General features: G+C 53.7%; 24 protein-coding genes and 1 tRNA gene. 13 read left to right on the forward strand and 12 right to left on the reverse strand.

What is annotated here, in order from left to right; all coding sequences use genetic code 11:
* Positions 1–135: 135 nt before the first annotated feature.
* Positions 136–1,791, forward strand: a complete 1,656-nt coding sequence (locus ACTJIK_RS08605) for a L,D-transpeptidase family protein (RefSeq protein WP_440645954.1) — start codon at positions 136–138, stop codon at positions 1,789–1,791.
* Between the two features lie 63 nt (positions 1,792–1,854).
* On the opposite strand, the gene ACTJIK_RS08610 is transcribed toward ACTJIK_RS08605, so the two are convergent.
* The 3 genes from ACTJIK_RS08610 to icd all read right to left on the reverse strand — a co-directional run bounded on the left by ACTJIK_RS08610 (position 1,855) and on the right by icd (position 5,815).
* Complete coding sequence (locus ACTJIK_RS08610; protein ID WP_440645955.1) at positions 1,855–2,982, reverse strand: redoxin domain-containing protein; 1,128 nt, start codon at positions 2,980–2,982, stop codon at positions 1,855–1,857.
* Positions 2,983–3,171: 189 nt separating this feature from the next.
* Positions 3,172–4,404: an NADP-dependent isocitrate dehydrogenase gene (locus ACTJIK_RS08615; protein ID WP_120515350.1), complete on the reverse strand. Its 1,233-nt coding sequence runs from the start codon at positions 4,402–4,404 to the stop codon at positions 3,172–3,174.
* A gap of 145 nt (positions 4,405–4,549) precedes the next feature.
* On the reverse strand, positions 4,550–5,815 hold the full coding sequence (icd, locus tag ACTJIK_RS08620) for an NADP-dependent isocitrate dehydrogenase (RefSeq protein ID WP_440645956.1): 1,266 nt from the start codon (positions 5,813–5,815) through the stop codon (positions 4,550–4,552).
* Between the two features lie 128 nt (positions 5,816–5,943).
* Between icd and ACTJIK_RS08625 the strand changes: the two genes are divergently transcribed.
* From ACTJIK_RS08625 to ACTJIK_RS08645, 5 genes are all read left to right on the forward strand, one after another.
* Complete coding sequence (locus ACTJIK_RS08625) at positions 5,944–6,612, forward strand: FAD-binding oxidoreductase (RefSeq protein WP_440645957.1); 669 nt, start codon at positions 5,944–5,946, stop codon at positions 6,610–6,612.
* Positions 6,613–6,734: 122 nt separating this feature from the next.
* The gene (locus ACTJIK_RS08630) at positions 6,735–7,451 is read left to right on the forward strand and encodes a LiaF transmembrane domain-containing protein (RefSeq protein WP_440645958.1); all 717 of its coding nucleotides are present in this window, start codon (positions 6,735–6,737) and stop codon (positions 7,449–7,451) included.
* Between the two features lie 85 nt (positions 7,452–7,536).
* Entirely contained in the window at positions 7,537–7,890 is a 354-nt protein-coding gene (locus ACTJIK_RS08635; protein WP_440645959.1) for a DUF4288 domain-containing protein, read from the forward strand.
* A 19-nt stretch (positions 7,891–7,909) separates the two neighbouring features.
* The gene (locus ACTJIK_RS08640; RefSeq protein ID WP_440645960.1) at positions 7,910–8,977 is read left to right on the forward strand and encodes a sensor histidine kinase; all 1,068 of its coding nucleotides are present in this window, start codon (positions 7,910–7,912) and stop codon (positions 8,975–8,977) included.
* The gene (locus ACTJIK_RS08645) at positions 8,952–9,683 is read left to right on the forward strand and encodes a LytR/AlgR family response regulator transcription factor (protein WP_440645961.1); all 732 of its coding nucleotides are present in this window, start codon (positions 8,952–8,954) and stop codon (positions 9,681–9,683) included. The genes ACTJIK_RS08640 and ACTJIK_RS08645 overlap by 26 nt, the downstream gene beginning before the upstream one ends.
* On the opposite strand, the gene ACTJIK_RS08650 is transcribed toward ACTJIK_RS08645, so the two are convergent.
* The 3 genes from ACTJIK_RS08650 to ACTJIK_RS08660 are packed head-to-tail and all read right to left on the reverse strand — an operon-like array spanning position 9,678 to position 12,635.
* Positions 9,678–10,067: a thioesterase family protein gene (locus ACTJIK_RS08650; RefSeq protein WP_440645962.1), complete on the reverse strand. Its 390-nt coding sequence runs from the start codon at positions 10,065–10,067 to the stop codon at positions 9,678–9,680. The genes ACTJIK_RS08645 and ACTJIK_RS08650 overlap by 6 nt on opposite strands.
* Positions 10,068–10,086: 19 nt before the next feature.
* The gene (locus ACTJIK_RS08655) at positions 10,087–11,967 is read right to left on the reverse strand and encodes an Nramp family divalent metal transporter (RefSeq protein WP_440645963.1); all 1,881 of its coding nucleotides are present in this window, start codon (positions 11,965–11,967) and stop codon (positions 10,087–10,089) included.
* An 8-nt stretch (positions 11,968–11,975) separates the two neighbouring features.
* Complete coding sequence (locus ACTJIK_RS08660; RefSeq protein WP_440645964.1) at positions 11,976–12,635, reverse strand: metal-dependent transcriptional regulator; 660 nt, start codon at positions 12,633–12,635, stop codon at positions 11,976–11,978.
* 108 nt (positions 12,636–12,743) lie between these two features.
* Between ACTJIK_RS08660 and ACTJIK_RS08665 the strand changes: the two genes are divergently transcribed.
* Both ACTJIK_RS08665 and ACTJIK_RS08670 read left to right on the forward strand, forming a co-directional pair.
* The gene (locus ACTJIK_RS08665; RefSeq protein WP_440645965.1) at positions 12,744–13,655 is read left to right on the forward strand and encodes a hypothetical protein; all 912 of its coding nucleotides are present in this window, start codon (positions 12,744–12,746) and stop codon (positions 13,653–13,655) included.
* A gap of 5 nt (positions 13,656–13,660) precedes the next feature.
* Entirely contained in the window at positions 13,661–14,053 is a 393-nt protein-coding gene (locus ACTJIK_RS08670) for a VOC family protein (protein WP_440645966.1), read from the forward strand.
* Here the strand turns inward: ACTJIK_RS08670 and aat are convergent.
* Together aat and ACTJIK_RS08680 are read right to left on the reverse strand one after the other, a co-directional pair.
* Positions 14,048–14,695, reverse strand: a complete 648-nt coding sequence (aat, locus tag ACTJIK_RS08675; RefSeq protein WP_440645967.1) for a leucyl/phenylalanyl-tRNA--protein transferase — start codon at positions 14,693–14,695, stop codon at positions 14,048–14,050. The two genes, ACTJIK_RS08670 and aat, sit on opposite strands and share 6 nt — an antisense overlap.
* The gene (locus tag ACTJIK_RS08680; protein WP_346319769.1) at positions 14,696–15,001 is read right to left on the reverse strand and encodes an ATP-dependent Clp protease adaptor ClpS; all 306 of its coding nucleotides are present in this window, start codon (positions 14,999–15,001) and stop codon (positions 14,696–14,698) included.
* Positions 15,002–15,103: 102 nt separating this feature from the next.
* On the opposite strand from ACTJIK_RS08680, the gene ACTJIK_RS08685 reads away from it, so the two are divergent.
* Positions 15,104–17,269 (forward strand): cation:proton antiporter, encoded by a 2,166-nt coding sequence (locus ACTJIK_RS08685; RefSeq protein ID WP_440645968.1) that lies wholly within the window; start codon positions 15,104–15,106, stop codon positions 17,267–17,269.
* A 32-nt stretch (positions 17,270–17,301) separates the two neighbouring features.
* Here ACTJIK_RS08685 and ACTJIK_RS08690 read toward each other — a convergent pair.
* Positions 17,302–17,376: transfer RNA gene (locus ACTJIK_RS08690), tRNA-Val, on the reverse strand.
* Between the two features lie 70 nt (positions 17,377–17,446).
* A complete protein-coding gene (locus ACTJIK_RS08695; RefSeq protein WP_440645969.1) occupies positions 17,447–19,579 on the reverse strand; it encodes a TonB-dependent receptor plug domain-containing protein in 2,133 nt (710 codons plus the stop codon).
* Between the two features lie 183 nt (positions 19,580–19,762).
* Here ACTJIK_RS08695 and ACTJIK_RS08700 point away from each other — a divergent pair, with 183 nt between their 5' ends.
* Entirely contained in the window at positions 19,763–20,737 is a 975-nt protein-coding gene (locus ACTJIK_RS08700; protein WP_440645970.1) for a helix-turn-helix domain-containing protein, read from the forward strand.
* A gap of 70 nt (positions 20,738–20,807) precedes the next feature.
* Here the strand turns inward: ACTJIK_RS08700 and ACTJIK_RS08705 are convergent, their stop codons facing one another.
* Together ACTJIK_RS08705 and ACTJIK_RS08710 are read right to left on the reverse strand one after the other, a co-directional pair.
* Positions 20,808–20,930, reverse strand: a complete 123-nt coding sequence (locus ACTJIK_RS08705) for an alanyl-tRNA synthetase (protein WP_440645971.1) — start codon at positions 20,928–20,930, stop codon at positions 20,808–20,810.
* Complete coding sequence (locus tag ACTJIK_RS08710) at positions 20,930–21,259, reverse strand: antibiotic biosynthesis monooxygenase family protein (RefSeq protein ID WP_440645972.1); 330 nt, start codon at positions 21,257–21,259, stop codon at positions 20,930–20,932. Before ACTJIK_RS08710 ends, ACTJIK_RS08705 begins: the two co-directional genes overlap by 1 nt.
* Positions 21,260–21,434: 175 nt before the next feature.
* Here ACTJIK_RS08710 and ACTJIK_RS08715 point away from each other — a divergent pair, with 175 nt between their 5' ends.
* The 3 genes from ACTJIK_RS08715 to ACTJIK_RS08725 are packed head-to-tail and all read left to right on the forward strand — an operon-like array spanning position 21,435 to position 23,660.
* Entirely contained in the window at positions 21,435–22,124 is a 690-nt protein-coding gene (locus ACTJIK_RS08715; protein WP_440645973.1) for an HmuY family protein, read from the forward strand.
* Positions 22,125–22,135: 11 nt separating this feature from the next.
* On the forward strand, positions 22,136–22,909 hold the full coding sequence (locus ACTJIK_RS08720; RefSeq protein WP_440645974.1) for an HmuY family protein: 774 nt from the start codon (positions 22,136–22,138) through the stop codon (positions 22,907–22,909).
* Between the two features lie 13 nt (positions 22,910–22,922).
* On the forward strand, positions 22,923–23,660 hold the full coding sequence (locus tag ACTJIK_RS08725; RefSeq protein ID WP_440645975.1) for a hypothetical protein: 738 nt from the start codon (positions 22,923–22,925) through the stop codon (positions 23,658–23,660).

A 23,660-nucleotide genomic window follows, 5' to 3' on the forward strand; every position in this document is an offset into this window, starting at 1 on the left:
ATTGTAGTATTGTAATTACTTAAATGTGTATCTCCCGATGCCCCAAATTCCTTTTTGTGAATAACACGTTAATTACAGCACGGAGTTTGCTTTTTATTCTACATTAGCTCATGTAAAAAACCGTGGAAAAAAGGGATGAATTATTTCAAGACAGCCTGGATATTGTTGCTGATCGTAGCGGTGGCCGCCTGCGGCAGAAAGAAAGGCAAGCCCAGGCAAAAGGAGATCGTGAAGACCATCCGGCAGCTGGATGAAGTGGTGCCGGCGCAGATCAGTGAAAGACTGGAATACATTGCGGGGAACGAGGGCATGATGGAAGACAGTGTGCCGGCATTCCGCCTTACCGCCCTGCAATACGCCTACAACCGGCAACAGGGCGCCGCTTTGTGGTCGAAGAATGGTAAAGCCGGTTCCGGGGCAGACAGCCTGATGCAATGGATCAACACGGCGGGCATTTACGGCCTGAATCCTGTGCATTATCATGCGGAAGCGCTCAACGGCGCACGCGAGCAATTTAAGACCGGGAAAGACGCGCAGAAAGACGCCGCGCTCTGGGCCAAGATGGATGTGCTGCTCACCGACGCGTTCTTTAAAATGGCGTATCACCTCCATTACGGCGTTGCGCCGAGAGACAGTGTTACCCTGCGCAAAGATTCCCTGCTGTCGGATACCGTACTGGCCGACCTGTTGCAACAAGCGCTGCAGAACGGCAACATTTCCACGGTCCTGCAGCAACAGGAGCCGGTGCATCCCGGCTACATCGCACTCAAAGAAGGTGTTCAGCAATACCGGCAGCAGTTCGGCGATATGCGCTGGGATACACTGCCACAGCAGTATTACGACACCCTGCAATTCAAACAGCAGCTGGCGGCAAGGCTCATCCTTACGGGGCAGCTGGATTCCGCCGGCCTCGTGGTAACGGATTCGGTGGTGCTGAAGAACGCGGTACGGAAGTTCCAGAAAGAATTCAATATTTATCCTGACGGCGTTGCAGGCAAACGCACCATTCAGACGCTCAACAAACAGCCGCAGGACTGGATGCTGCAGGCCGCCATAAACCTGGACCGCTGGCGCAAGCTGCCGGATACCTTGCCTGCGCGTTACCTGCTGGTAAACATCCCCGCTTTCCGCCTGAATGTAATGGAAGACACCGCCAACGTGGTGGAAAGCCGCGTGATCGTTGGCACTCCCCGCACGCGCACGCCCATCCTCAATTCGGTGATGACCAACTTCGTGCTGTACCCATACTGGCGAGTTCCTTACAGCATCGTATTCAAGGAAATGCTGCCGCAGATCAAAAAGGATGTAAGCTACCTGGCGGAAAAAAATCTTGAAGTGGTGGATCACCGCGGCAATGTGGTAAGCCCCGATTCCATCGACTGGAGCAAGCTGAGCCGGAAATATTTTCCTTATGTGCTGCGGCAGATGGACGGGCTTGACAATTCGCTGGGGATCCTCAAATTCAACTTTCAAAACAAATTCAGCGTATACCTGCATGATACCAACAACCGCAGCCTCTTCAGCAACAGCAACCGCGCGCTGAGCCACGGCTGTGTGCGCGTGCAGGCCTGGGACAGCCTGGCCATGTACATGATCCGTAACGACCCGCGCCCCGAGATGCGCGACAGCGTGAGGGCCTGGCTGGATAACGAAGAGCAGCGCGTGTATTCCATGACCAACAGGCTGCCGATCTATATCCGCTACTTTACAGCCGAAATGCGCGGCGGGCGTTTGCAGTTTTACGAAGATGTGTACGGTGAAGATAAAACGCTGGAGAAATACTTCAGGTAATAAGCAACCCGCATAAAAAAAGGCTGATCACTGATCAGCCTTTTTTATTGAAGAAGTGTTTTTTTAGTGGATCAGCTCCGACAGTTTTTTGTTCAGCTCTTCCCCGCGCAGGTTCTTCGCAATGATCTTACCCTGCGGATCGATCAGGAAGTTCTGGGGAATGGAGCGGATGGCGTATTGTTTGGCCACGGCGTTATCCCAGAAGGCGAGGTCTGATACCTGCGTCCAGGTGAGGTTGTCGTCTGAGATCGCTTTCAGCCATTTGTCTTTGGCGTTCGGCTGGTCGAGGGATACGCCCAGGATGGTGAAGTTTTTGTCTTTGTAATTATTGTAAGCCTTCACCACGTTCGGGTTCTCGGCACGGCAGGGGCCGCACCAGCTTGCCCAGAAGTCGATCAGCACATATTTGCCGCGGAAAGACGCGAGGGAAACGGGTTTTCCTTCGGGATCGTTCTGCACGAACTCAGGAGCGGTAGCGCCGATGGATACTGCTTTTATTTTGTTGAGATGATCGTTGTATTGTTTCCCGGCTTCGCTGTTCTGCACGTCGGGGCTCAGCTTGGCGAAAAGGGGATATACTTCGGCATATTCAGGCGTAGAACCGGCGAGCTGCTTCACTACGTCGAGCGCCACGTGGGATTTGGTGTGCCCGGTCAGGAACTGCTTTAGCAGCGCTTCGCGGTCTTCTTCTATCTTTTTGGATTCATCCATGATGCCGGCCATAAAGGTCGAATCTTTTTGCGATTCCGGGGATGCGCTGTAGTATTTGGTCATCAGCGCGCCGTTGCGTTCGTTCACCTCTTTCATCAGCTTGTTCAGCTCAGCATTGTCCGCATTGTTGGCGCCGCCTTTTACGGTAGCATTGCGCATGCTGTCTTTACTCTGGATCAGGATGTCGCCTTTTTCAAGGTAGATCCTTACGTTTTCAGCCTGGCTTACGGCGCGGGGAGTAGAGGGCCCGTAGTTGAGTGCCACAGTCGCGCTTGTCGGGCTTTTTACGGTACCGCTGAAAGTGAATTCGCCGTTATTCAGGGCTGCTGAATCGGTTACTCTTTTGCCGTCTGCCACATACAGCAGGTATGCTTTAGCAGGTTCGCCATGGGTCCCTATCTTGCCTTTAATGGTATACGCATCCTGCGCATGTACGAAGGCCGGCAGGAGCAGCGCCGGAAGTAATAATCTTTTTTTCATGATTGGTTGGGTTTGAGGATAAATGTAATAAAAACTGCCGGTTTTGCCGGCCAAAAACTGCATGAACGGCAGGGATCAGTGATGTGATGCTGCTTTATGGCTGATTTTCAGGCAACCGCGTTCAGGATCAGCAAAAAAAAAAAGCGGCCCCCGAGTGGAGGGCCGCCTGTATGTAAATGTGCATCTGGCTTATTTAGCGAGCTTCGCTTTCAGCGCGGTGTCCAGCTCGGCGAGGAATTCCTCGGTGTAGAGGTAATGTTTGCCATGCTCCACTTTGTTGCCGTGGATACAAACGGCCAGGTCCTTGGTCATTTTACCGCTTTCAACGGTCTCCACGCACACCTGCTCCAGCGCGTGGCAGAAGTTCACCAGCTCCTGGTTGCCGTCCAGCTTGCCACGGAACTCCAGGCCGCGCGTCCATGCGAAGATGGAGGCGATGGGGTTGGTGGAAGTAGGCTTGCCGGCCTGGTGGTCGCGGTAGTGGCGGGTAACGGTGCCGTGGGCGGCTTCCGCTTCCATCGTTTTACCGTCGGGCGTAACGAGGGTGGAGGTCATGAGGCCGAGGGAACCGAAGCCCTGGGCCACGGTGTCTGACTGTACGTCGCCGTCGTAGTTCTTACAGGCCCATACGAAATTACCGTTCCATTTCAGCGCGGAGGCCACCATGTCGTCTATCAGGCGGTGCTCGTAAGTGAGGCCTGCTTTGTCGAACTCGGCCTTGAATTCCTGCTGGTAGATCTCTTCGAAGATATCTTTGAAGCGGCCATCGTATTTTTTCAGGATGGTGTTCTTGGTGCTGAGGTACAGCGGCCATTTTTTCATCAGCGCCTGGTTGAAGCAGGAGCGGGCGAAGCCGCGGATAGACTCGTCTGTATTATACATGGCCAGCGCAACGCCGTCGCCTTTGAAGTTGTATACTTCATGTTCGATCACCTCGCCGTTCTCGCCTTCAAATTTGATGGTGAGCTTGCCTTTGCCTTTGGTCACGAAGTCTGTAGCGCGGTACTGGTCGCCGAAAGCGTGGCGGCCGATGCAGATGGGAGCGGTCCAGTTGGGCACGAGGCGGGGAACGTTCTTCGTCACAATGGGCTCACGGAACACGGTGCCGTCCAGGATGTTGCGGATGGTGCCGTTGGGTGATTTCCACATTTGTTTCAGCTTGAACTCTTTCACACGCTCTTCGTCCGGCGTGATGGTAGCGCATTTGATACCCACGCTGTACTGTTTGATCGCATTGGCAGCGTCTACAGTCACCTGGTCGTTGGTGGCATCGCGGTGCTCCATTCCGAGGTCAAAATATTTAATATCCAGGTCCAGATAAGGAGTGATCAGCTTGTCTTTAATGAACTTCCAGATGATCCGCGTCATTTCGTCGCCATCCAGTTCAACCACAGGGTTTGCAACTTTGATTTTTTGTGACATCAGTTTTTGTTTTTTATTACAGCCAATTTCAAATACGTATCCGGTTGATTGGATTACGTTTTTTTATCAAATGATTAGATTACAATTTCGAAAGATAATATTTACCGGCCGAATTTTGCAATCCGTTGCATGAATTTCATGTTGCCTACAGCTGCTTGATGATCTCATCCGCGAATTCGCTGCATTTCACGAGCGTGGCGTCGTCCATCAGCTTGTAGAAGTCGATGGTCACCCGCTTGCGCATGATGGCCGTGCTGAGGCCGTGCACGATGATATCCGCGGCTTCTTTCCAGCCCATGTATTCCAGCATCATCACGCCGGAAAGGATCACTGAGGATGGGTTCATCGTGTCCGTATTCGCGAAGCGGGGCGCGGTGCCGTGCGTGGCTTCGAATACAGCGTGCCCGGTAGTGTAGTTGATGTTGCCGCCCGGCGCAATGCCGATGCCGCCCACAGCCGCCGCCAGCGCATCGGAGATATAATCGCCGTTCAGGTTCAAAGTGGCTATCACGGAGTATTCCTGCGGCGCCAGCAGTATCTGTTGCAGGAAGTTGTCTGCGATCACATCGTTGACGATGATCTTGTTGTGCGCCTGCGCTACTTTCAGCTCGCGGTTGGCTTCTTCTTCGCTTTTTTCTTTTTTGGTCTGTTCCCATTGCTCCCAGGTATACACGTAGTCGCCAAACTCGCGTACCGCCAGCTCGTAGCCCCAGTTCTTGAAGCCGCCTTCGGTGAACTTCATGATGTTGCCTTTATGCACGATGGAAACGGTAGGCCGTTTGTGCTCGATGGCGTACCTGATGGCGGCGCGCACCAGCCTTTCGGTGCCTTCCTTTGAAACGGGCTTGATGCCCAGGGAAGAGGTTTCAGGGAAGCGGATCTGCTTCACGCCCAGCTCTTCGGTGAGGAATTTCAGGAGCTTGTTCGCCCCTTCGGTGCCGTACATATATTCGATGCCGGCGTAAATGTCTTCGGTATTCTCGCGGAAGATCACCATATCCACCTTCTCAGGGTGCTTTACGGGAGAAGGCACCTTGTTGAACCAGCGAACGGGGCGCACGCAGGCGTAAAGGTCCAGCTCCTGGCGCATGGCCACGTTCAGCGAGCGGATGCCGCCGCCTACCGGGGTAGTGAGGGGGCCTTTGATGGATACGAGGTATTCCTTCAGTGCGTCCAGCGTGGTTTTGGGAAGCCATTCGCCTGTTTCCTGGAAAGCTTTTTCGCCAGCCAGTACTTCTTTCCACTCAATTTTGCGTTCGCCGCCATAGGCCTTTTCAACCGCTGCGTCAAACACTCTTACACTGGCACGCCAAATGTCCGGGCCAATGCCGTCTCCGATAATGAACGGAATAATAGGATGGGCAGGAACCTTTATCTGCCCGTTGATCATCTGAATTTTTTCTGCCGGCATATATTGCTATATTATTATTTCATTAATGCTCCGCAAAGGTATGATATTTGGGCTTGGCCTGTACCCCGGAATTGTGATAATTACCTTAAATTAGGAGGAGAATTGTTGCATCAGAAAATCAAGGAGCTATGGCTGAACATATTGTGTCAATATTAGATATAACCCCTGTAACCCACGACGTTAAGCGATTTACTCTTCAAAAGCCCGCCGGTTACACGTTTGTACCCGGCCAGGCAACCGATGTGGCCATTAACCTACCCGGCTGGGAAGACCAGCTCAGGCCCTTTACCTTTACCGCTCTCAATGAATGGGATACCCTGGAATTCACCATCAAGATATACGACGACCATCCTCATCCCAGCGTGACCCACCAGCTGGGCCAGCTGAAACCCGGCAACAGCCTCATCCTGCACGACGTATGGGGCGCCATCCAGTACAAGGGCGAAGGCGTGTTCATTGCCGGTGGCGCCGGGATCACCCCTTTTATAGCCATTTTCCGCCAATTGCATAAAGAGGGCAGGCTTGGCAACAACAAGCTCATCTTTTCCAACAAAACCCGGGCAGACATCATCCTGGAGCCCGAATTCAGGGCCATGCTCGGTAAAAATTTTATCAATACCCTTACGGATGAAGCTTTCCCGGGCTACGACCATCATTATGTGGACGAGGTATACCTGCGCGACAAAGTGAAGGATTACCGCCAGCATTTCTACATCTGCGGTCCGGATGCCATGGTGGCCGCCCTGCAGCCCATCATCCGCAAACTGGGCGGCGAATCTGTTATTGTCGAATTGTGAATATTTTCACCGGCATTTTTCCCCTTTTCACCGGTAATTGTCCCCTCCCCGCCTAAGCAGCATTGCCCCGCGCGCTGAGCCGGAGTAGATTTGTATCATAAATTTTAAAAACAATACAATTTATGAGCAGGCTTAATCGTCAACAAAATAACGGCAACGGCAGCGGTCTCTGGGCCGGCGTTATTGTCCTCTGTATAGGTCTTTTCATTTTCCTGAGAAAGGCGGGCATGGATCTGCCCGACTGGATCTTTTCCTGGCCGATGATCCTGGTGCTCGTGGGCTTTGTGATGGGCGCGAAAAGCAAATTCCAGGGCATTACCTGGTTCATTGTCACGTTCGTGGGCTGTATCTTCCTGGTGGGGGAAATTGTGCCGATGGACTGGAATATACGCCGGTTCCTTTTCCCGAGTATTATCATGGTAGTGGGCGTGTATATGATCGGGCGGGCCACCAGCCGCAAGCAGCGGTATGATGAAGTGATGAGCGACAGTTCGCTGAACCGGGACGATTTCCTGCAAAGCACCACCATCTTCAGCGGCACGAACAAGATCATCCTTTCGAAGAACTTCCAGGGCGGTAATATTACCACCATATTCGGCGGCACGGAATTGAATTTCACGCAGGCCGATATCCAGGGAGAAGCCGTGCTGGACATCACAACACTGTTCGGCGGCGTGGAAATAATAGTGCCCAGCAGCTGGGACGTGAAGCTGGACGTGAACACCATCTTCGGCGGGATCGAGGATAAACGTAACGTGCCTCCCGTAATGCCCACCAACAAAGTGCTTGTGCTGAGAGGCTCCTGCACCTTCGGCGGGGTAGACCTGAAAAGTTATTGATCTCTCCGTCCGCCATTCTTTTATCCATTGTCATTGTTATCCGTCCATCCATCCATCCTTATTATTACCCATAAACCGTTAAAACATGTATTGGTTTGTAGCAAAGATCGTTTACCAGATCATCTGCGGAAAAGGGGAACACCTCCCGCAGTTCGATGAGCAGCTGCGCCTTATCAGCGCCGTGAGCAAAAAAGAAGCGTGGAAGAAGGCCGTGGAGATCGGGGAGCAGGAGCAATATGCTTTCCGCAACCAGAAGCAGGAGCTGGTGGAATGGCGCTTCATCAACGTGCCGGAGCTGAGCGCGCTGGAGGAACTGAAAGACGGCATGGAGCTGTACTCCCGCGTGGAGGAGCCCGAGAACGCGAGCAGCTACGTGGCCCTGCTGCAGATGAAGGCTGCCCAGCTGCAATCGCAGAAATACTTTGAGCTGAATGTATAACCGGTAAAAAAACTTCCGTTTGGCTACACACCTGCTCAAAGAAACGCCCTTCCGCTGGACCTTCATTACCGGCGTCTGTGTCTTCATCCAGATGCATGCCATCATCCTGCATCTCTGGCTGAAGATCCCGATGGCCCTGGCCTGGGCAGACAGCGGCATTCACAACAGCCTGCTGGCCGTTTGCGCCGCGTGCATCACGCAAATGCTCGCATATTACCGGCCCGTAAAAGGAAAATATGTGTTCGTGGCCCTGCTGACCTTTATGGTGAGCGTGATCTGGCTGGTGAGCGTGTATTGGGCGCTGCGCAGCATCTTCGGAAGCCTCACGGATTATGCTTTCTGGCTGAAAGATACGCTGCCTGTAAGATTCGCGCTGGGCTGGCTGATCGTTACCGGCTCCGGTTTCATCAGCTTCTTTTTATACGAGATGGACGAGCACCGCGCTGCGCTGGCCCGCAAAGAAGCCGCGGAAAAAATGGCCAGGGAGGCGGAACTTTATAAGCTCCGCCAGCAGCTGCAGCCACACTTCCTGTTCAACAGCCTTAATTCCATCAACGCGCTCGTTACCATCCGGCCCGAAGAGGCCCGGCAGATGATCCAGAAGCTGAGCGATTTCCTGAGAGGCACGCTGAAAAAGGAAGACCAGCTGTGGATACCCCTGAAAGAAGAATTGCAATACCTCCAGCTATATCTCGATATTGAAAAGGTGCGCTTCCGCCACCGGCTCAGCACCAGTGTGGAGCAGAGCGACGAAGCCGCCGTTTTACAGATACCGCCCATGCTTCTCCAGCCCGTAGTGGAGAACGCGATCAAGTTCGGGCTTTATGATACTACGGATGCGATCACCATTGTGATCAAAGCCTGGCAGGAACACGGCATCCTGGTGGTGTCCGTTTCCAATCCGTTCGACCCTTCCCTGCAACAGCAATCCTGGCAGGGAACGGGTTTCGGGCTCAGCTCCATCAGCCGGAGGCTGTACCTGCTCTTTGCCCGGCAGGACCTGCTGGAAACACGCATAGAAGGAAATATATTCACTACCCTGATCAAAGTACCGCAATTGCATGATAAAGACAATATTGATAGATGATGAGCCGCTGGCCCGCGAACTGGTGAAAGAATACCTGCAGGCCTACCCGCAGATAGACGTGGTGGCCGAATGCAACGACGGGTTTGAAGGTTTGAAGGCCATCCAGCAGCATCAGCCCGACCTCATTTTCCTGGACATCCAGATGCCGAAGATCAACGGCTTTGAAATGCTGGAGCTGGTGGATAAGATACCCTGTGTGATATTCACCACCGCCTTCGAAGAATATGCGCTGCGCGCGTTTGAGGTGAACGCGGTGGATTACCTGCTGAAGCCGTTCTCCAAAGACCGCTTCGACAAGGCCCTGCAAAAGATGCTGGAACGGAAGACCGAAATAACGGCGGACTTCCTGGACAATGCCGCCCGTGAAGTGCCCATGCAGCATAACCGGATCGTGGTGAAGACCAGCGGGAAGATCAAGATCATACCCGTGCAGGAGATACACTACCTGGAAGCCGCCGACGATTATGTGAAGATCGTTACCGGCGAAGGCAGTTTCCTGAAAAATAAAACGATGGCTTTTTTTGAAAAGATGCTGGACCCGCAGCAATTCATCCGCGTACACCGCTCGTACATCCTGAATGTAAGCCAGATCACGCGGATCGATCCCTACGAAAAAGAAACTTACCTGGCTATATTGCGCGACGGCAGCAAAGTGCTGGTCAGCAAAACGGGTTACCCGAAACTCAAAGAGGTATTGGGGTTATAAGGAACGGAACAATGTTTCCAGCTTTTCCTTCTTCAGTATCTTCTGCCCCTGCTCGCCTGAAGCCACCAGCCGCTCCCCGCAGCGCGCTTCGTAAGAGCAGATGATCTCATTGCCCCGGAGGGACTTTACCCTGGCGGTGAATACCACCATCGCCCCCTCCGGGGCAGGGCTTATATGGTTCACCGAGATCATGGTGCCAATTCCTTCTTCATCTTCCTCTTTCATTTCCAGTACGAACAAACGGCAGCACCATTCCGCATCGCGGGCAAGCGCGAACGTGGCGTACACCGGGTGAACCGGCCCGCTGTCGAACATCGCGCAGTCCGTTTCCGCCACCTGCCGCTCAAATGTTTTCACGTCGCCGGGTTTGAATTTGTTCAGCATATATCTTTCCGTTTTTACATCATTGCACCACCAGCACGGGGATATGCACATAATGCCGCACGTAATTCACGGTTTCTCCATATATCCAGTCTTTGATGCCGGTATGCCCGTGCCCGCCGAGCACCAGCAGGTCCGCCTGTTCCGCTTTCACGATGCGCACAATTTCTTTCGCGCGGTGGCGGTAGCCCAGCACGCCCCTGGCATGGATATTCCTTCCGGCCAGCAGGGTGAGATAGGTTTCCAGCTGTTCCTGGTCCTTACGGGTTTCGAAGTCGTCCGCTTCCTTGCCGAAATACCGCGCGGAAGCGCTTTCCACGATATGAATGAGAATGTATTCCGTATCGGCCTGCCCTTGCGCCAGCGCGTTGGCGATGATCTTTTCATCGTTCTGCGAAAAGTCCAGCGCCATGGCGATGCGTTTGTAGCTGGGCGCTTCCAGGCTGCCGAGCGTGACCTTGGTAGGGTGCATGCGGGCAGACCGTTCCAGCCGGTAGCGGCTGAGCCAGGGGTAAATAATGGTGATCACCAGCAGCAGTAAAAATGCCAGGCCGGTGAGGATGATCAACCCGTCTATCCACCATGCATTATCGCTGCTGATAAAATCGCTGGCCTGCGACCATACCATCCGCACGTTCAGGTATACCAGCACAGTGGAGATCAGCCAGGCGGCCGCTTTCACGGCGGGTTTGATGGCAAAGGAACCCATCGTGTGCTTATCGCTCACAAAATGTATCAGCGGTATCACCGCGAAACCAAGCTGCAGGCTGAGCAGCACCTGGCTGAACACCAGCAGCTGCCCGATCTTTTCCTCGCCGGATACCCAGATCACGATCAGCGCGGGAATAATGGCCACCAGCCTGGTGAGCAGCCTGCGCAGCCAGGGATTGATGCGCAGGCGCAGATAACCTTCCATCACGATCTGCCCTGCAAGCGTGCCGGTAACGGTGGAGCTCTGCCCCGCGGCGATCAGCGCCACGGCAAAAAGGATGGGTGCGAGGCGCGTGCCCAGCAACGGTTCCAGCATGCGGTGCGCTTCATGGAGGTCCGCTATTTCGGTGTGGCCTGCTTTATAAAAGACGGTTGCGGCGAGTATGAGGATGGCGGCGTTCACGAAGAATGCGAGGTTCAAAGCAATGGTCGTATCCAGGAAATTGATCTTCAGCGCATGGCGGATGCCTTCATCCGATTTTTTGATCTTGCGCGTTTGCACAAGCGCCGAATGCAGGTAAAGGTTGTGCGGCATCACCGTGGCGCCGATAATGCCGATCGCGATGTACAAAGCCGTATCGTCGGGCAGCGAAGGCACAAAACCCGTTACAACTTCGCCCAGCGGCGGCCTGGCCAGCAGCAGCTCCACGAAAAAGGAGGTGCCTACGATCGCCACCAGCGTAATAATGAATGCCTCCATTTTACGGATGCCGTAACGTTGCAGCAACAGCAGCAGGAAAGTGTCCAGCACGGTGAGGCCTACGCCCCACATGAGCGGCAGCCCGGTGAGCAGCTGTATACCGATGGCCATGCCCAGCACTTCGGCCAGGTCTGTAGCCGCAATGGCAATTTCCGCGAGGATGTACAATACAAAATTTACCGGCGCCGGGTAGGTTTCCCGGTTGGCCTGCGCAAGGTCGCGCCCGCGCACGATGCCCAGCCTTGCGCTGAGGCTTTGCAGCAGCAGGGCCATGAGGTTGCTCATGAGCAGCACCCAAAGCAGGGTGTAGCCGTATTTGCTGCCGCCTGCAAGGTCTGTGGCCCAGTTACCCGGATCCATATACCCTACGCTCACAAGGTATGCGGGGCCAAAGAAAGCCAGTATCTTTCTCCAGCCGGATTTATGTGCGACCGTTGTATCTACGCTCTGGTTTACTTCGCTGAGTGATGCTGAATGGTCCTGGAGTTTCATTTCTCTGCTTACAATGTTTTCACCATAATATTTTTCGAAACCTGCTCGCTGATGGTAAATGCGGGCTGATTGCGTATCTTGATCTCTACGGAATTATCAAACTCATAACGTTCTATCACGTCTATCTGCGTGCCCAGCCTGATCCCTTTGGCGTTGAGGAATTCGAGCAGGGAAGAGCTCTGGTCGGACACGCCGGCCACTTCCAGCCGCCGGGCCGTTGCCTTGTCCAGCGATACGAGCTGTTTGTTTTTGCTGAATTTGCCCTGCGCATCCGGAATGGGGTCTCCGTGGGGGTCTGTGGTAGGGTTGCCGAGGAACTCGCTGAGGCGGTTGATCAGTTTTTCGCTGCGCACATGCTCCAGCTCTTCGGCGATCTCATGCACCTCGTTCCAGCTGAAAGAAAGCTTGTCCACCAAAAAACACTCCCACAGCCGGTGCCGCCGCACGATCTGCAGGGCCAGGCGCCTGCCTTCCGCGGTAAGACTGATGCCCTGGTATTTCTCGTAATCGATCAGTTTCTTTTCTTTCAGCTTCTTGGCCATGTCCGTCACGGAGGCCGGCTTGGTATCCAGCTCGTAGGCAATGGCGTTGGTGCTCACTACCGCCTGGCCGTCCTGCAACTTGTAGATGCTTTTGATGTAGTTCTCTTCCGCCGCTGTCAAATTCATAGTCCCTAAAATATAATTTAGACAAATCTAAATAATAATTTCCGGAAATTGAAATAACTGTGAGATATATGAAATTATAATTACCTTTTCGCTCAATTACAACAAGATATGAGCAGACTCCTACTCCTGGCACTGGCGATTGGTTTTATGACGGCTTGTAAATCAAAGCCTAAACAGGCGGTAACCGAGGAAGAGCAGGTATTGTCGTATCCTGATTTCCGGCGGCTTTTCCCCGTTGCACCGCTTACTTACCGTTGGGACGCAGATTCCCTGAACCGCAGGCTGCCTGACAGTACCGCCCTGAAAGCCAAGGTGGTAAAGCAGTTCTTGCCCGATACGCTGGCAAAGGGCGTGTTTGCCGCTGCGGAGAAACCGAAATTTTTCCCGCTCGGCGTGATACAGCCGGCCACCGAGAAATTCGATATCGTGCTGGTGGAAGGCAGCGCCCGCTCCGGCGATGCGGCCTGGATGCTGCTATACAGCAAAACCGGCGAATTCCTCGGGCGCCACCTGGTGGCGAGGAACAAGGGCGGTAAACGCATGGGCTTCACGATCGACAAAAAGCTGAACATCAAAGTGACCACCGAAACCGGCGCCAAAAGCACCCGGGAAGACGTATATGCCGCCAGTTCAGACGGCAGCCTGGCGCTCATCCTCACCAATTCCAACGAACCGGTGGACGGGCTGTATAACCCGATAGACACGCTGCCGCGTAAACATAAATTCTCCGGCAACTACTGGTCCGGCGACAATATCGTTTCCATCCGCGACGGCGAAACACCGAAAGAATTCCTCTTCTTCATACATTTCTCCCGCGATAAAGGCGCATGCACCGGCGAGCTGGACGGCACGGGCCGCTTCACTTCCGCTACCACCGGCCAGTTCAGGGACAAGCAGTCCGCCTGCATCATGGATTTCAAATTCAGCAGCGGCCGCGTCACCATCCGGGAAACCGGCTGCGGCGCGTACCGCGACATCAAGTGCATGTTCGAAGGCACTTTTGTCAGAAAGAAAAAATAAAGCTTATGGAAAAACGTGTTACCGGTATTGGCGGCTTATTCTTCCAGTGCGAAGATCCTGCGGCAATGAAAGAATGGTACGGCAAACACCTGGGCCTGCCGGTTGACCAGTGGGGCGCTTCGTTCAGGTGGCGGCACGAAGATAACCCGGAACGGACGGGCCTGACGCAATGGAGCACGATGAAAAAAGAGGATGAGTATTTCAGCCCGAGCAAAAAGCCGTTCATGATCAATTACCGGGTGGAGAACCTCGTGGAGCTGCTGGAAGCCCTGAAGGCGGAAGGCGTGCAGGTGGTAGGGGAGATGCAGGAGTTCGAATACGGCAAATTCGGCTGGATCATGGACCCCGAAGGCAACAAGATAGAGCTTTGGGAGCCGCCGCTGGAAGAGAAGTTATAAAGCGTGCCGCTGCACGATATCCAGGAAACTCACGCGGCTGATGAACCGCGCCCCCAGCGAGGCCAGGTGATGCGTATGCACCTGGCAGTCTATCACCTCCAGTTCCTGCCTGTGTTCCTTCACAAAAGTGATAAAGGCTGCTTTTGAAGCATTGCTGGTTTTGGAGAACATGCTTTCCCCGAAAAAACATCTCCCGATCCTTACGCCGTACAATCCGCCAACCAGCTTGTCATTTTCCCAGCATTCAACGGACAGTGCAAAACCCGCGTTGTGCAGCCTGATGTAGGCTTCCTGCATATCACGGGTGATCCAGGTGCCATCCTGCCCATCGCGCTCAATGCTGCGGCAGTTGCCGATCACATCCGCGAATGCCTGGTTGTAGGTGATGCGGAAGCGGTTTTGCTTCAGCAGCTGTTTCATGCTGTGGGAAACTTTCAGTTCGGAAGGAAAGAGCACGAACCGCGGGTCCGGCGACCACCAGAGGACGGGCTTGCGGTTGTACCAGGGGAAAATACCGGAGCGGTAGGCCAGCAGCAGGCGTTCCATGCTAAGGTCACCCCCTACGGCCAGCAGCCCGTCGGGCTCCGCCAGGGACAGGGGCGGGAAAACCAGTTCATCGTCGGGGAGGTAGAAGAGGGGCATTTATGATGCGACTGTTTCTTCGAGCGTAGCGCTGATGCCTCTGTCGAGCAGGGCTTCGCACATGGGTTTCAGGTCTTCGAACGGGCCTTTTTTAACCGCGTATTTGCCGTTGTGGTGAATGATGAGGGCGCATTGTTCCGCCTGTTCGGCCGTATGGCCGCATACTTCTATCAGCGATTGGATCACCCAGTCGAAAGTATTAAAATCGTCGTTCCAGACGATAATGGAAAAGGGAAATTGTTCTGCCGTTTCCACCAGCACGTCTTCCTGTTCCTGTACGGATACGCCTGTTCCCGTATAACTCATGATTGCAACCGATATTTCCACAAAGTTACATTTTTTTGCGGATGCCCCCCGTTTTGGCAGAATGGTTGTAAATTAACGGGCACGAACGATAAATATAAGTAGATGAAAGGTTTGGATTTAGTTATTCACTTCAGCTTACCCCTGAAGGACCCGGTTCCGATTTTTTCGCTGGTATTATTCATCATCCTGCTGGCGCCGATCGTGCTCCGCAAGTTCAGGATACCGAGTATTATAGGGCTCATCCTGGCGGGTATGGCCATTGGCGACCATGGGTTCAAGATCATAGAAAAAGGCAGCATCAATCTTTTTGGTAATGCGGGGTTGCTGTACATCATGTTCCTGGCCGGTCTTGAGCTGGATATGACGGAGTTTCGCAAAAACCGCCACCGCAGCTTGGTTTTCGGTGCGTTCACCTTTTTTATCCCCCTTATTCTCGGTTACATCCTCTGCACTTATGTGCTGCATTTCAACCTGATGGCCTCGCTGCTGATATCCAGCATGTTCGCCACGCATACGCTGGTGGCTTACCCGCTGGCCAGCAGGCTGGGCATTACCAAGGTGGAGGCCGTTACCGTAGCCGTCGGCGGCACCATCATCACCGATACGGCGGTGCTGCTTATCCTGGCCGTTATCACCGGCGCGGAAGCGGGCAACCTTAATACTGCTTTCTGGCTCCAGCTGGGCATTTCCCTGGCCGTGTTCGCAGTGATCGTATTATGGGGATTCCCGCTCATCGGCAGGTGGTTCTTCAAAAAGATCAAAGACGATAAGACGACGCACTTCATATTCGTGCTGGCCCTGGTGTTCCTGGCGGCTTTCCTGGCTGAGCTCGCGGGCGTGGAAGCCATTATCGGGGCCTTCCTGGCGGGGCTTGCGCTCAACCAGCTGATACCGCATACTTCCCCGCTCATGAACAGGATCGAGTTTGTGGGTAATGCCCTTTTTATCCCGTTCTTCCTCATTTCCGTGGGCATGATCGTAGACCTGAAGGTATTGCTGAAAGGCCCTGAAGCCCTTATCATAGCGGGTTCCCTTACAGCCATGGCACTGGCCAGCAAATGGCTGGCGGCATTTTTTACCCAGCTTTCTTTTGGTTACACTGCTACGCAGCGCAACGTGATATTCGGCCTCAGCAGCTCGCATGCGGCCGCTACCATCGCCGTGATACTGATCGGTTTTAAGATGGGCATCATCGACGAACATGTGCTGAACGGTACGGTGGTGCTGATACTGATCACCTGCATGGTGGGCTCTTTCGTAACAGAAAGCGCAGGCCGTAAGCTCGCTATCCAGGAAGCGGATAAAAAACCGGAGATGTCCGGCGGCCCCGAACGTTTCCTCATTCCCGTGGCCCATCCCGAAAAAATGGAGCCGCTGATAGACTTTGCGCTGATGGTGAAAGACCCCAGCAACAGCGCACCTGTATACCCCATGGTGGTGGTGCAGGACGATGAAGAAGCCCGGGAGAAGATCTACGCCAGCAATAAAATGATGGAAAAGGTAGTGATGCACGCCGCCGCTTCCGAAAGCAATGTGCAGGTGGTGACGCGTGTGGACCTTAACGTCACAGACGGTATTTCCCGCGCGGTAAAAGAACTGCTTATCTCCGATGTGATACTGGGCTGGAGCGATAAGACCAGCGCCACAGACCGCCTGATCGGTTCGTTTTTCGGCAGCACGACAGACAACGTGTTGCAAAGCGTCTGGGAAACCGTGTATGTATGCCACTTCCAGCATCCGCTCAGCACCACCAAAAAACTGGTACTCATATTGCCGCGCAATGCGGAGTATGAACTGGGTTTTGATCATTACATGCAAAAGATCATCCTGCTGGCAAAACAGGCCGGCGCAAGGATCGTGCTGTACAGCGGAAAGCAGACGCAGCTGGGCGTGCAGCGGTTCATCGCCGAAAGCAAACAAAGCGTGGAGCTGAGTTACAAGATATTGGAAAACCCGGAAGACTTCCTGGTGCTGGCCCGCAACATCTCGCGGGACGACCTGGTGGTGGCCGTTTCCGCGCGCAAAGGCACGCTTTCGTACCAGCCTTACCTGGACGGCGTGCCGCAGCGGCTGCAACGGCATTTTAAAGACAACAACGTTATACTCGTATACCCCGAACAACGCACCGCCGAAAACAGCGAGCCCGGCATGCAGGAAGGCGACATCACGCTGATGCCGATCCAGGAGCAGCTGCGGAATATCAACAAGATCAGGAAAGCCGTGAGGCGGATCTTCAAAGGAAAGCAGGAGGAAGAAACAGAGGAATAAAAAAAGAGGCACCATTGCGGTACCTCTTTTTGTGGGAGCTGGCGGATTCGAACCGTCGACCCTCTGCTTGTAAGGCAGATGCTCTGAACCAGCTGAGCTAAGCTCCCGTTGTTGCTGTAAGAGGGTGCAAATATATAGACAAATATTTCAAAACCAATCAACCGGGCAAAAAATTTTTCAGCGGAGAGCGGGGGTGCTTTTCCTGAAATGCCATTCCACGCCCGCCACCAGTACGCGCCCGGGTTGCGAAGGCATCAGGTAGTTGGTGGCGTTCGCGAGGTTGTCTACAGAAAAACGGAGTGTAAGCCGTTTGTCCAGCAGTGATTTTTGCAGGGACGCGTAGAGGAGTGTATAACCTTCCACAAAAACATCATAACGGTCGATATAGCCATTGTTGTCCACATCCAGGAAACCGTATTTGCTGCGGTAACTTGCGCGGAAAGAAGCGCCGAGGCCCCAGGGGAGATATTCGTAGTAGATCTGCGCATTGCCGGAGTGACGGCTGCGGTTGGGTAAAGCGAAATAATCGCCGGCGCCGGCGGGGCGGATGCCTTCAGGCGTGCGTACCGTGGCATAGGCGCCCTTGCCGGCGCGGATGGAATCCAGCACATCTTCGCTGCGCACATCCAGCAGCTGGTAGCCCGCGGTGAATAATAATCCTTTCACGGGACTGTACCGCACACTGCCTTCCAGACCGCGGTTGAATACTTTGCTGATATTAATGTAGGAGAACAGTTGCTGCCCGTTATTCATAATGCCGAACTGCTCCGTGTTGATCAGGTTGCGGATGTTGTGATAAAACCCGTTCACCGTTATTTCCGCATCCGCGCTGATGTTGAAAGTGAGGCCAAGGTTATACGATGTGGATGTTTCAGGTTGCAGGCTGCGGAGGTTCTGCGCATTGCTCCACACCTGCTTTACGGTGCCCGCGGCTTTCAGTTCCTGCGCTTTTTCATGGAAGATGTTCGCGCCGATCACCGTATAGCCTTGTGTGATATTGGTGAACACCTGGTACATCTGCGCATAGGTGGGCGCTTTGAAACCATTGCCGAAAGAGGCGTTCAGCTTCAGCCATGTTGCGGGGCGGTAGCCCGCGCCCGCGCTGAAGTTGAGCCTGCCGCCGTAATCGGTGTTGCCGTCATAACGCAGGCCCGCGGTGAGTTGCAGGGCATCTGCAGGCTGGTATTGTGCTTGTGCGTACGCGAAATAGTTCAGCATGTTGTTGCCTGCGCCGTCTGCATTCTGCCGGTACTGCTGGTATTCGCCGCCTGCGCCGCCAATAAGCGAAAGTGCCGCATAATTTTTACCGGCCTGCATTTCCAGCCGGTGGTGCTGCTGGGAGAATTTATTTTCCTGCAGGCGGCGGCCGTTTTCTTTGAGCACTACTTCCTGTTCCGTTTGGTAGTTAGTGTAATAATACCTGCCTAACAAACGCCAGCCGTTATTGCCATTATGATTGAAGGTGAGCGCAGTATTGAGGTCGCGCTCGTCCAGCAGGTCGTTGAACGGCTGCGCGCCATAGGAGCGGAACATGTCGCTTTTGCGGGCGGCATACCTTGCGCTGGCCTGCAGGCTGGTGGCGGCGGAGAAGTTCCTGCGCGCGCGGCCCTGCAGGGTAAGGCTGTGATAGGGAGGAGAGGTTTTCCCATCCTGCAGGTATTCGGTATTCACATTAAACCCGTCTGTGCGGTAGTAGTTGGCGGAAAGATGCGCGAACCCGTTCTGCTTGCGGAAAGGCGTTTCCCCGTTCAGCGATGCGTCCAGCGTATTGTAAGTGCCGTAGCGCAACGCGGCATGGCCCTGCGCTTGCGAGACCTGCTGGCGGGTAATGATATTCACGACGCCGCCCAATGCATCGCTGCCGTACAGGCTGCTGGTGGCGCCTTTGATGATCTCGATGCGCTCGATGTCGGACACGCCGATGCGGGAAAGGTCGAAATTGCCGGAAAGGCGGCCGGTCATGGGTTGCCCGTCCAGCAGGATGAGGATGTACTCCGAGCTGAAGCCCTGCATTTGCAGGCCCAGGCTGCGGTTGCCGGCGCCGAGGTCGCTCACCATGACCATGCCCGTTTGTTCGCGCAGCACTTCATCCAGCCGGCGGCTGCCCATCAGCTGGATATGTTTGCGGGAAATGATCAACGTGGGGGCGGGCGATCGTTTGATGTCTATGAGGTCGTCTTCCTTCTTTAACACGGAATGCACTATTTCTACAGTGCCGAGCGTACGCTGCCTGCCGGCAGAGTCCGCCGATTGGGATTTTGCGGCGAGCGCAGGCAAGAGGAGCAGGCAGGAATAAAGGGGAATTCGCATAACAGCCGCAAAGGTGCGCCAATACGCAGGCCAAGAGCGGAGAAATATTTACCCGGGAGGGAACTGCGGCTTCCATGGCTATGATCATGAAAGGAATTTAATTTACCATATCCGGAATTTCTGTGCTAAGCGCCCGTTTATACTGGTGGTAACTATTAATATTGCTATTAATATTAACAATCATTGCAACCGGAAACGCAACATACCGTCAATTCCTGCCGCTTCGACATCAAAGGGTCGGGCAACTTCCGTGAAAGGCGGCGTTCGCTGTCTGAAAACGGGCACTCCGGCTCTGTATTCGAAATGCTGAGCCCGGACGGGATCAATTTCGGGTACTACAATCTCCGCTCCAGCCAGGAAGGCGAGATCGTGATCTGCAATATGGAGCCGTTCATCCAGATGAGCTATACGATGAGCGGCAGCAAGCGGTATTCCGCGCAAAGCAGTCCCCTGGCTTCTTTCGAGAAGCACCAGTATAATTATCTTTTTTTCCCGAAGGAAGAAATCCACCTGCACTGGCAGCCCGGGGAACACCTGGAGATCTTTGAGCTGGGTATCAGTCCCGAGCTGGTCATGAACTTCATGCCGCAGGAGCACCCGCTTTTCGCCATCTTCACGCAAAGCATCGCGGAAAATGCGCCGATAGCGATGAGTAAAGTGAACCTTCCTTTGCAGACCACTATCAGCACCATTTTATACGATATGCTGAACTGCCCGCTGGAAGGGCGTTACAAGCAGCTGTTCCTCAAGGCGAAAACGATAGAGCTGCTGGCAATACAGCTTTCGCAGTATGAAAAGATAGCGGGTATCAAAAAAAATGCGCTGCAAAGCCGTACGCTGAAAAAAGAAGATGTGGAGAGAATGCACCTGGCGCGCGATATTATCGTGCAGAACATCAACAGCCCCTGTACGCTCATAGACCTGGCCCACCAGGTGGGTACGAACGACGCTTACCTGAAGAACCATTTCAAGCAAGTGTTCGGCACCACGGTATACGGTTACCTGCAGGGAATAAAAATGGCGCATGCGAGAGAATTGCTGGCCCAGGGCAAACAGGTGAGCGAGGTGGCATATCTGTCCGGCTATAAACATACCGCGCATTTCACGCGGGCCTTTAAAAAACATTTCGGGTTTTCGCCGGGGAAGATGAAGCAGTAGGTGTTCCGGCGCACAGGAAAATATAAAACAGTAAAGCGGGTGCCGCCTTACCGTTTTATACGTTGAAGGTTCATTTTGCCAGCCAGTAAATAACCGCCAGCCACACGAGCCCCTTCACGAGGAAAAAGATAAATCCCCAGAACCCGAGCCTCTTCAGCCATTTGATGATCCGGGGTTTAAGCGTGTCTTTCATTATTCGCTGATTATCTGATAAATTTTGAAGTCGCTGCTCATGGGAGCGGGGCGCCCTTCGGCTTTGGCTTTGGCCAGCTCCTCAAATCCGCGCCGGTGGCCTGCTGCGAAGGCTTCCGATTTCATCCAGTCTTTAAAGGCCTGTTCCGTTTCCCAATAACTGACGATCAGGTATGCTTCGCCGTCCTTCTCAGGCCGGAGAACATGCATATTAATAAATCCGGGCATGGTATCAATGGCATGCGCACGCGTGGCGAACAGTTGCTCAAAACGTTCCCTGAAATCCGCGTTGCATTGAATGTAGTTAATGGCCACAAAGTGCTTGTTCATAGTATTGTAATTTTATTGTAAAGTAAAAGTACAATTGTCATACCTTGGTCATGCGCCAATTCCGGAATTTCACTTACCCTAAACGGAGAGATCGCATAATTCCCGCAGGGGTTGCTCTTTCTCCCGAAGTGGTCAGCGGCTGTCTGCAACTTTGCAGCATCAAAACCAAGCCGATATGACGAAACACTTTGGCGTATTATGTGCCCTGCTTATCCTCTTCACCGCCTGCAGCAAAGACAAAGATCCCGTTGCCCCTGCTGACGAACGCAGCACCACCGTTAAAGACCTGGAAGCTGATACCGGCGCTTCCATGGGCGATGGCGTGGACGGTAGGGAAAAACGCCCCTTCCATACACTGATCTACCAGTTCTCCACCGGCCGCAGCCGTCTTCTCAAAACAAAAGAAGACTCGGCGCAATACCTGAAGAATACCGACTGGGATATTGCTTTCACGAAAGAATACAACTCCTACGTAGTGATCAATAACGGAACGATTGCCGGAACGCCGGGCTACGGCGGGCCGGGCGCGGGCAGGATGATCATCGTGGAAAAACCTTACGACCAGGTGAACGAAGCGCCGGCAGACGAAGTGTTTACCTCGAGCGGAGTGCCCGGCGTGGGCTGGGATAACGGGAACGGCTATGGCTGGTATTTCTATTCGCTCAACAATCACATCTGCGTGCCGGTGAAGAACCGCACGTTTATCCTGAAAACAGCCACCGGCAAGTTCGCCAAGCTGGCGCTGCTCAATATTTACAAAGGCAATCCGCCCGTGGTGACGGACCTTTTCTGGCCCGCGCCTTACCTGACCTTCAAATTTTTTGTGCAGGAAGACGGCAGCCGCAATCTCAGAACCAATTCATAAAAAAACTGATCATGTACCGGAAACTATTATGGTGCCTGCTGCTTACCGCCGCGGCCGCCTGCTCCAAAGACGATGCGCCGCCCGTGCCGGAAGAAAAACCGGATGGGAACGGGAACACGGTAAAGACCGGCGTTTACCGCGTGGTGAACTTAGCGGCGGATACCAACGCCACTTCCGGCGGTAACGCGGTATCGCTTTATTACAGCCTGGAAGAAAACAAAGTGATCCCCGAATCGCAGCGGCAAACGGGCAACTGGGATATCGTGTTCTACGGCATTTATAACAGCAGCGTATACCCCAACAACGGCGCGGCGATGGGTTCCCCGGGTTACGGCGGGCCGGGCAAAGCGCTCATCAGCGTAGTCGTGAACCGAAAGTTCGACGCGCAGTATTATGACACGCTTCAATACAAGCCTTTGCAGCTGCCCATCAGCCGCGATCTTTTTACCACCGCGTTCGAATCGGTAAAAACGGTGGAAGAGGATAAATATCCTTTTATCACGAGAGACATCGGGCTGGACCATTTCCAGGGCGGCTTCGACGGCTGGGGGCATTACGATTTTTACGGCCTGCTGTTTCCCGGCGATCCGAAAAAGTCGCATGTGGTGTACACCATGCCGCGCGTGATGGTGATCAAAACCCATAAAGGCCACTACGCAAAACTGATGATAGAGAATATTTACAAGGATAGTCCTGCTAATCCCAACCGGGACAACAAGCCGGGCTACATCACTTTCCGTTATGCCATCCAGATGGACGGTACGAAGAATTTAGACATCAAATAACCACGCCAGCTTTATGCATTTATATTTCCGACATCTTGCGGCAGCGATGCTCATTATCACCTTCGCCGCCTGCACTAAAACAGAGACCATCGAGCCGCAGGCTGAAGGGCAGGACCGCATTCTCACCTACAACATCGTGAACGTGCAGGGAGAGCCCATCAGCGGGGCGGTGAACGACCGCGACAGTTCCATTACCATTTACCTTCCCTTCTACCGCCAGCTGGTGGTGCTGGAACCGGAGATCACCGTGCCCGAAGGCGCCACGGTAACACCCGCGTCGGGCACGCTGATAGAAGACCTGCTGGACGTGTTCCACAGCGGGCGCGATATCAAATATACCGTTACCGCGAAAGACGGGTCGAAGCGCACTTACACGCTGCGCATCGTGGTGCAGCAGCCGGATGTGGTGCTGGATGAGCTGAGCACGGCAACGGAGACAAAAGAATTTACGATAGACACGCGGCTGGCGTACGATATGATCGCCATCAACCTCACCGGCTCCGGGTTTATGGAAAACAATGAGCTGATGAAGATGGTGCTGGTGGATGACACTGGGAAGGAACTGCCACCCATCGGCCTGTCCATCACCAACGTAGGCAACTTATACAAAGTTGGCGGCGTCATCACCAAATACACCGATCCGCAGGAGCCCGTGCTCCGGGAACTGAAGACGGGACTGTATAAAATAAGAGTGTACAGCTACGGAAAAAATGCCACCACCCAATTCCCGGTCAAGATCAACAAACTTTAA

This window comes from Chitinophaga sp. 22620 (genome assembly GCF_052044405.1).
GTDB lineage: Bacteria > Bacteroidota > Bacteroidia > Chitinophagales > Chitinophagaceae > Chitinophaga.

Excerpts from the sequence above, each read along its gene's own strand:
- icd (WP_440645956.1), bottom strand. The coding sequence starts at position 5,815 with ATGCCGGCAGAAAAAATTCAGATGATCAACGGGCAGATAAAGGTTCCT.
- ACTJIK_RS08670 (WP_440645966.1), top strand. The coding sequence starts at position 13,661 with ATGGAAAAACGTGTTACCGGTATTGGCGGCTTATTCTTCCAGTGCGAA.
- ACTJIK_RS08660 (WP_440645964.1), bottom strand. The coding sequence starts at position 12,635 with ATGAATTTGACAGCGGCGGAAGAGAACTACATCAAAAGCATCTACAAG.
- ACTJIK_RS08710 (WP_440645972.1), bottom strand. The coding sequence starts at position 21,259 with ATGAACAAGCACTTTGTGGCCATTAACTACATTCAATGCAACGCGGAT.
- ACTJIK_RS08625 (WP_440645957.1), top strand. The coding sequence starts at position 5,944 with ATGGCTGAACATATTGTGTCAATATTAGATATAACCCCTGTAACCCAC.
- ACTJIK_RS08630 (WP_440645958.1), top strand. The coding sequence starts at position 6,735 with ATGAGCAGGCTTAATCGTCAACAAAATAACGGCAACGGCAGCGGTCTC.
- ACTJIK_RS08665 (WP_440645965.1), top strand. The coding sequence starts at position 12,744 with ATGAGCAGACTCCTACTCCTGGCACTGGCGATTGGTTTTATGACGGCT.
- ACTJIK_RS08695 (WP_440645969.1), bottom strand. The coding sequence starts at position 19,579 with ATGCGAATTCCCCTTTATTCCTGCCTGCTCCTCTTGCCTGCGCTCGCC.
- ACTJIK_RS08680 (WP_346319769.1), bottom strand. The coding sequence starts at position 15,001 with ATGAGTTATACGGGAACAGGCGTATCCGTACAGGAACAGGAAGACGTG.
- ACTJIK_RS08720 (WP_440645974.1), top strand. The coding sequence starts at position 22,136 with ATGTACCGGAAACTATTATGGTGCCTGCTGCTTACCGCCGCGGCCGCC.
- ACTJIK_RS08705 (WP_440645971.1), bottom strand. The coding sequence starts at position 20,930 with ATGAAAGACACGCTTAAACCCCGGATCATCAAATGGCTGAAGAGGCTC.
- ACTJIK_RS08605 (WP_440645954.1), top strand. The coding sequence starts at position 136 with ATGAATTATTTCAAGACAGCCTGGATATTGTTGCTGATCGTAGCGGTG.
- ACTJIK_RS08650 (WP_440645962.1), bottom strand. The coding sequence starts at position 10,067 with ATGCTGAACAAATTCAAACCCGGCGACGTGAAAACATTTGAGCGGCAG.
- ACTJIK_RS08685 (WP_440645968.1), top strand. The coding sequence starts at position 15,104 with ATGAAAGGTTTGGATTTAGTTATTCACTTCAGCTTACCCCTGAAGGAC.
- ACTJIK_RS08635 (WP_440645959.1), top strand. The coding sequence starts at position 7,537 with ATGTATTGGTTTGTAGCAAAGATCGTTTACCAGATCATCTGCGGAAAA.
- ACTJIK_RS08645 (WP_440645961.1), top strand. The coding sequence starts at position 8,952 with ATGATAAAGACAATATTGATAGATGATGAGCCGCTGGCCCGCGAACTG.
- ACTJIK_RS08655 (WP_440645963.1), bottom strand. The coding sequence starts at position 11,967 with ATGAAACTCCAGGACCATTCAGCATCACTCAGCGAAGTAAACCAGAGC.
- ACTJIK_RS08715 (WP_440645973.1), top strand. The coding sequence starts at position 21,435 with ATGACGAAACACTTTGGCGTATTATGTGCCCTGCTTATCCTCTTCACC.
- ACTJIK_RS08610 (WP_440645955.1), bottom strand. The coding sequence starts at position 2,982 with ATGAAAAAAAGATTATTACTTCCGGCGCTGCTCCTGCCGGCCTTCGTA.
- aat (WP_440645967.1), bottom strand. The coding sequence starts at position 14,695 with ATGCCCCTCTTCTACCTCCCCGACGATGAACTGGTTTTCCCGCCCCTG.
- ACTJIK_RS08615 (WP_120515350.1), bottom strand. The coding sequence starts at position 4,404 with ATGTCACAAAAAATCAAAGTTGCAAACCCTGTGGTTGAACTGGATGGC.
- ACTJIK_RS08725 (WP_440645975.1), top strand. The coding sequence starts at position 22,923 with ATGCATTTATATTTCCGACATCTTGCGGCAGCGATGCTCATTATCACC.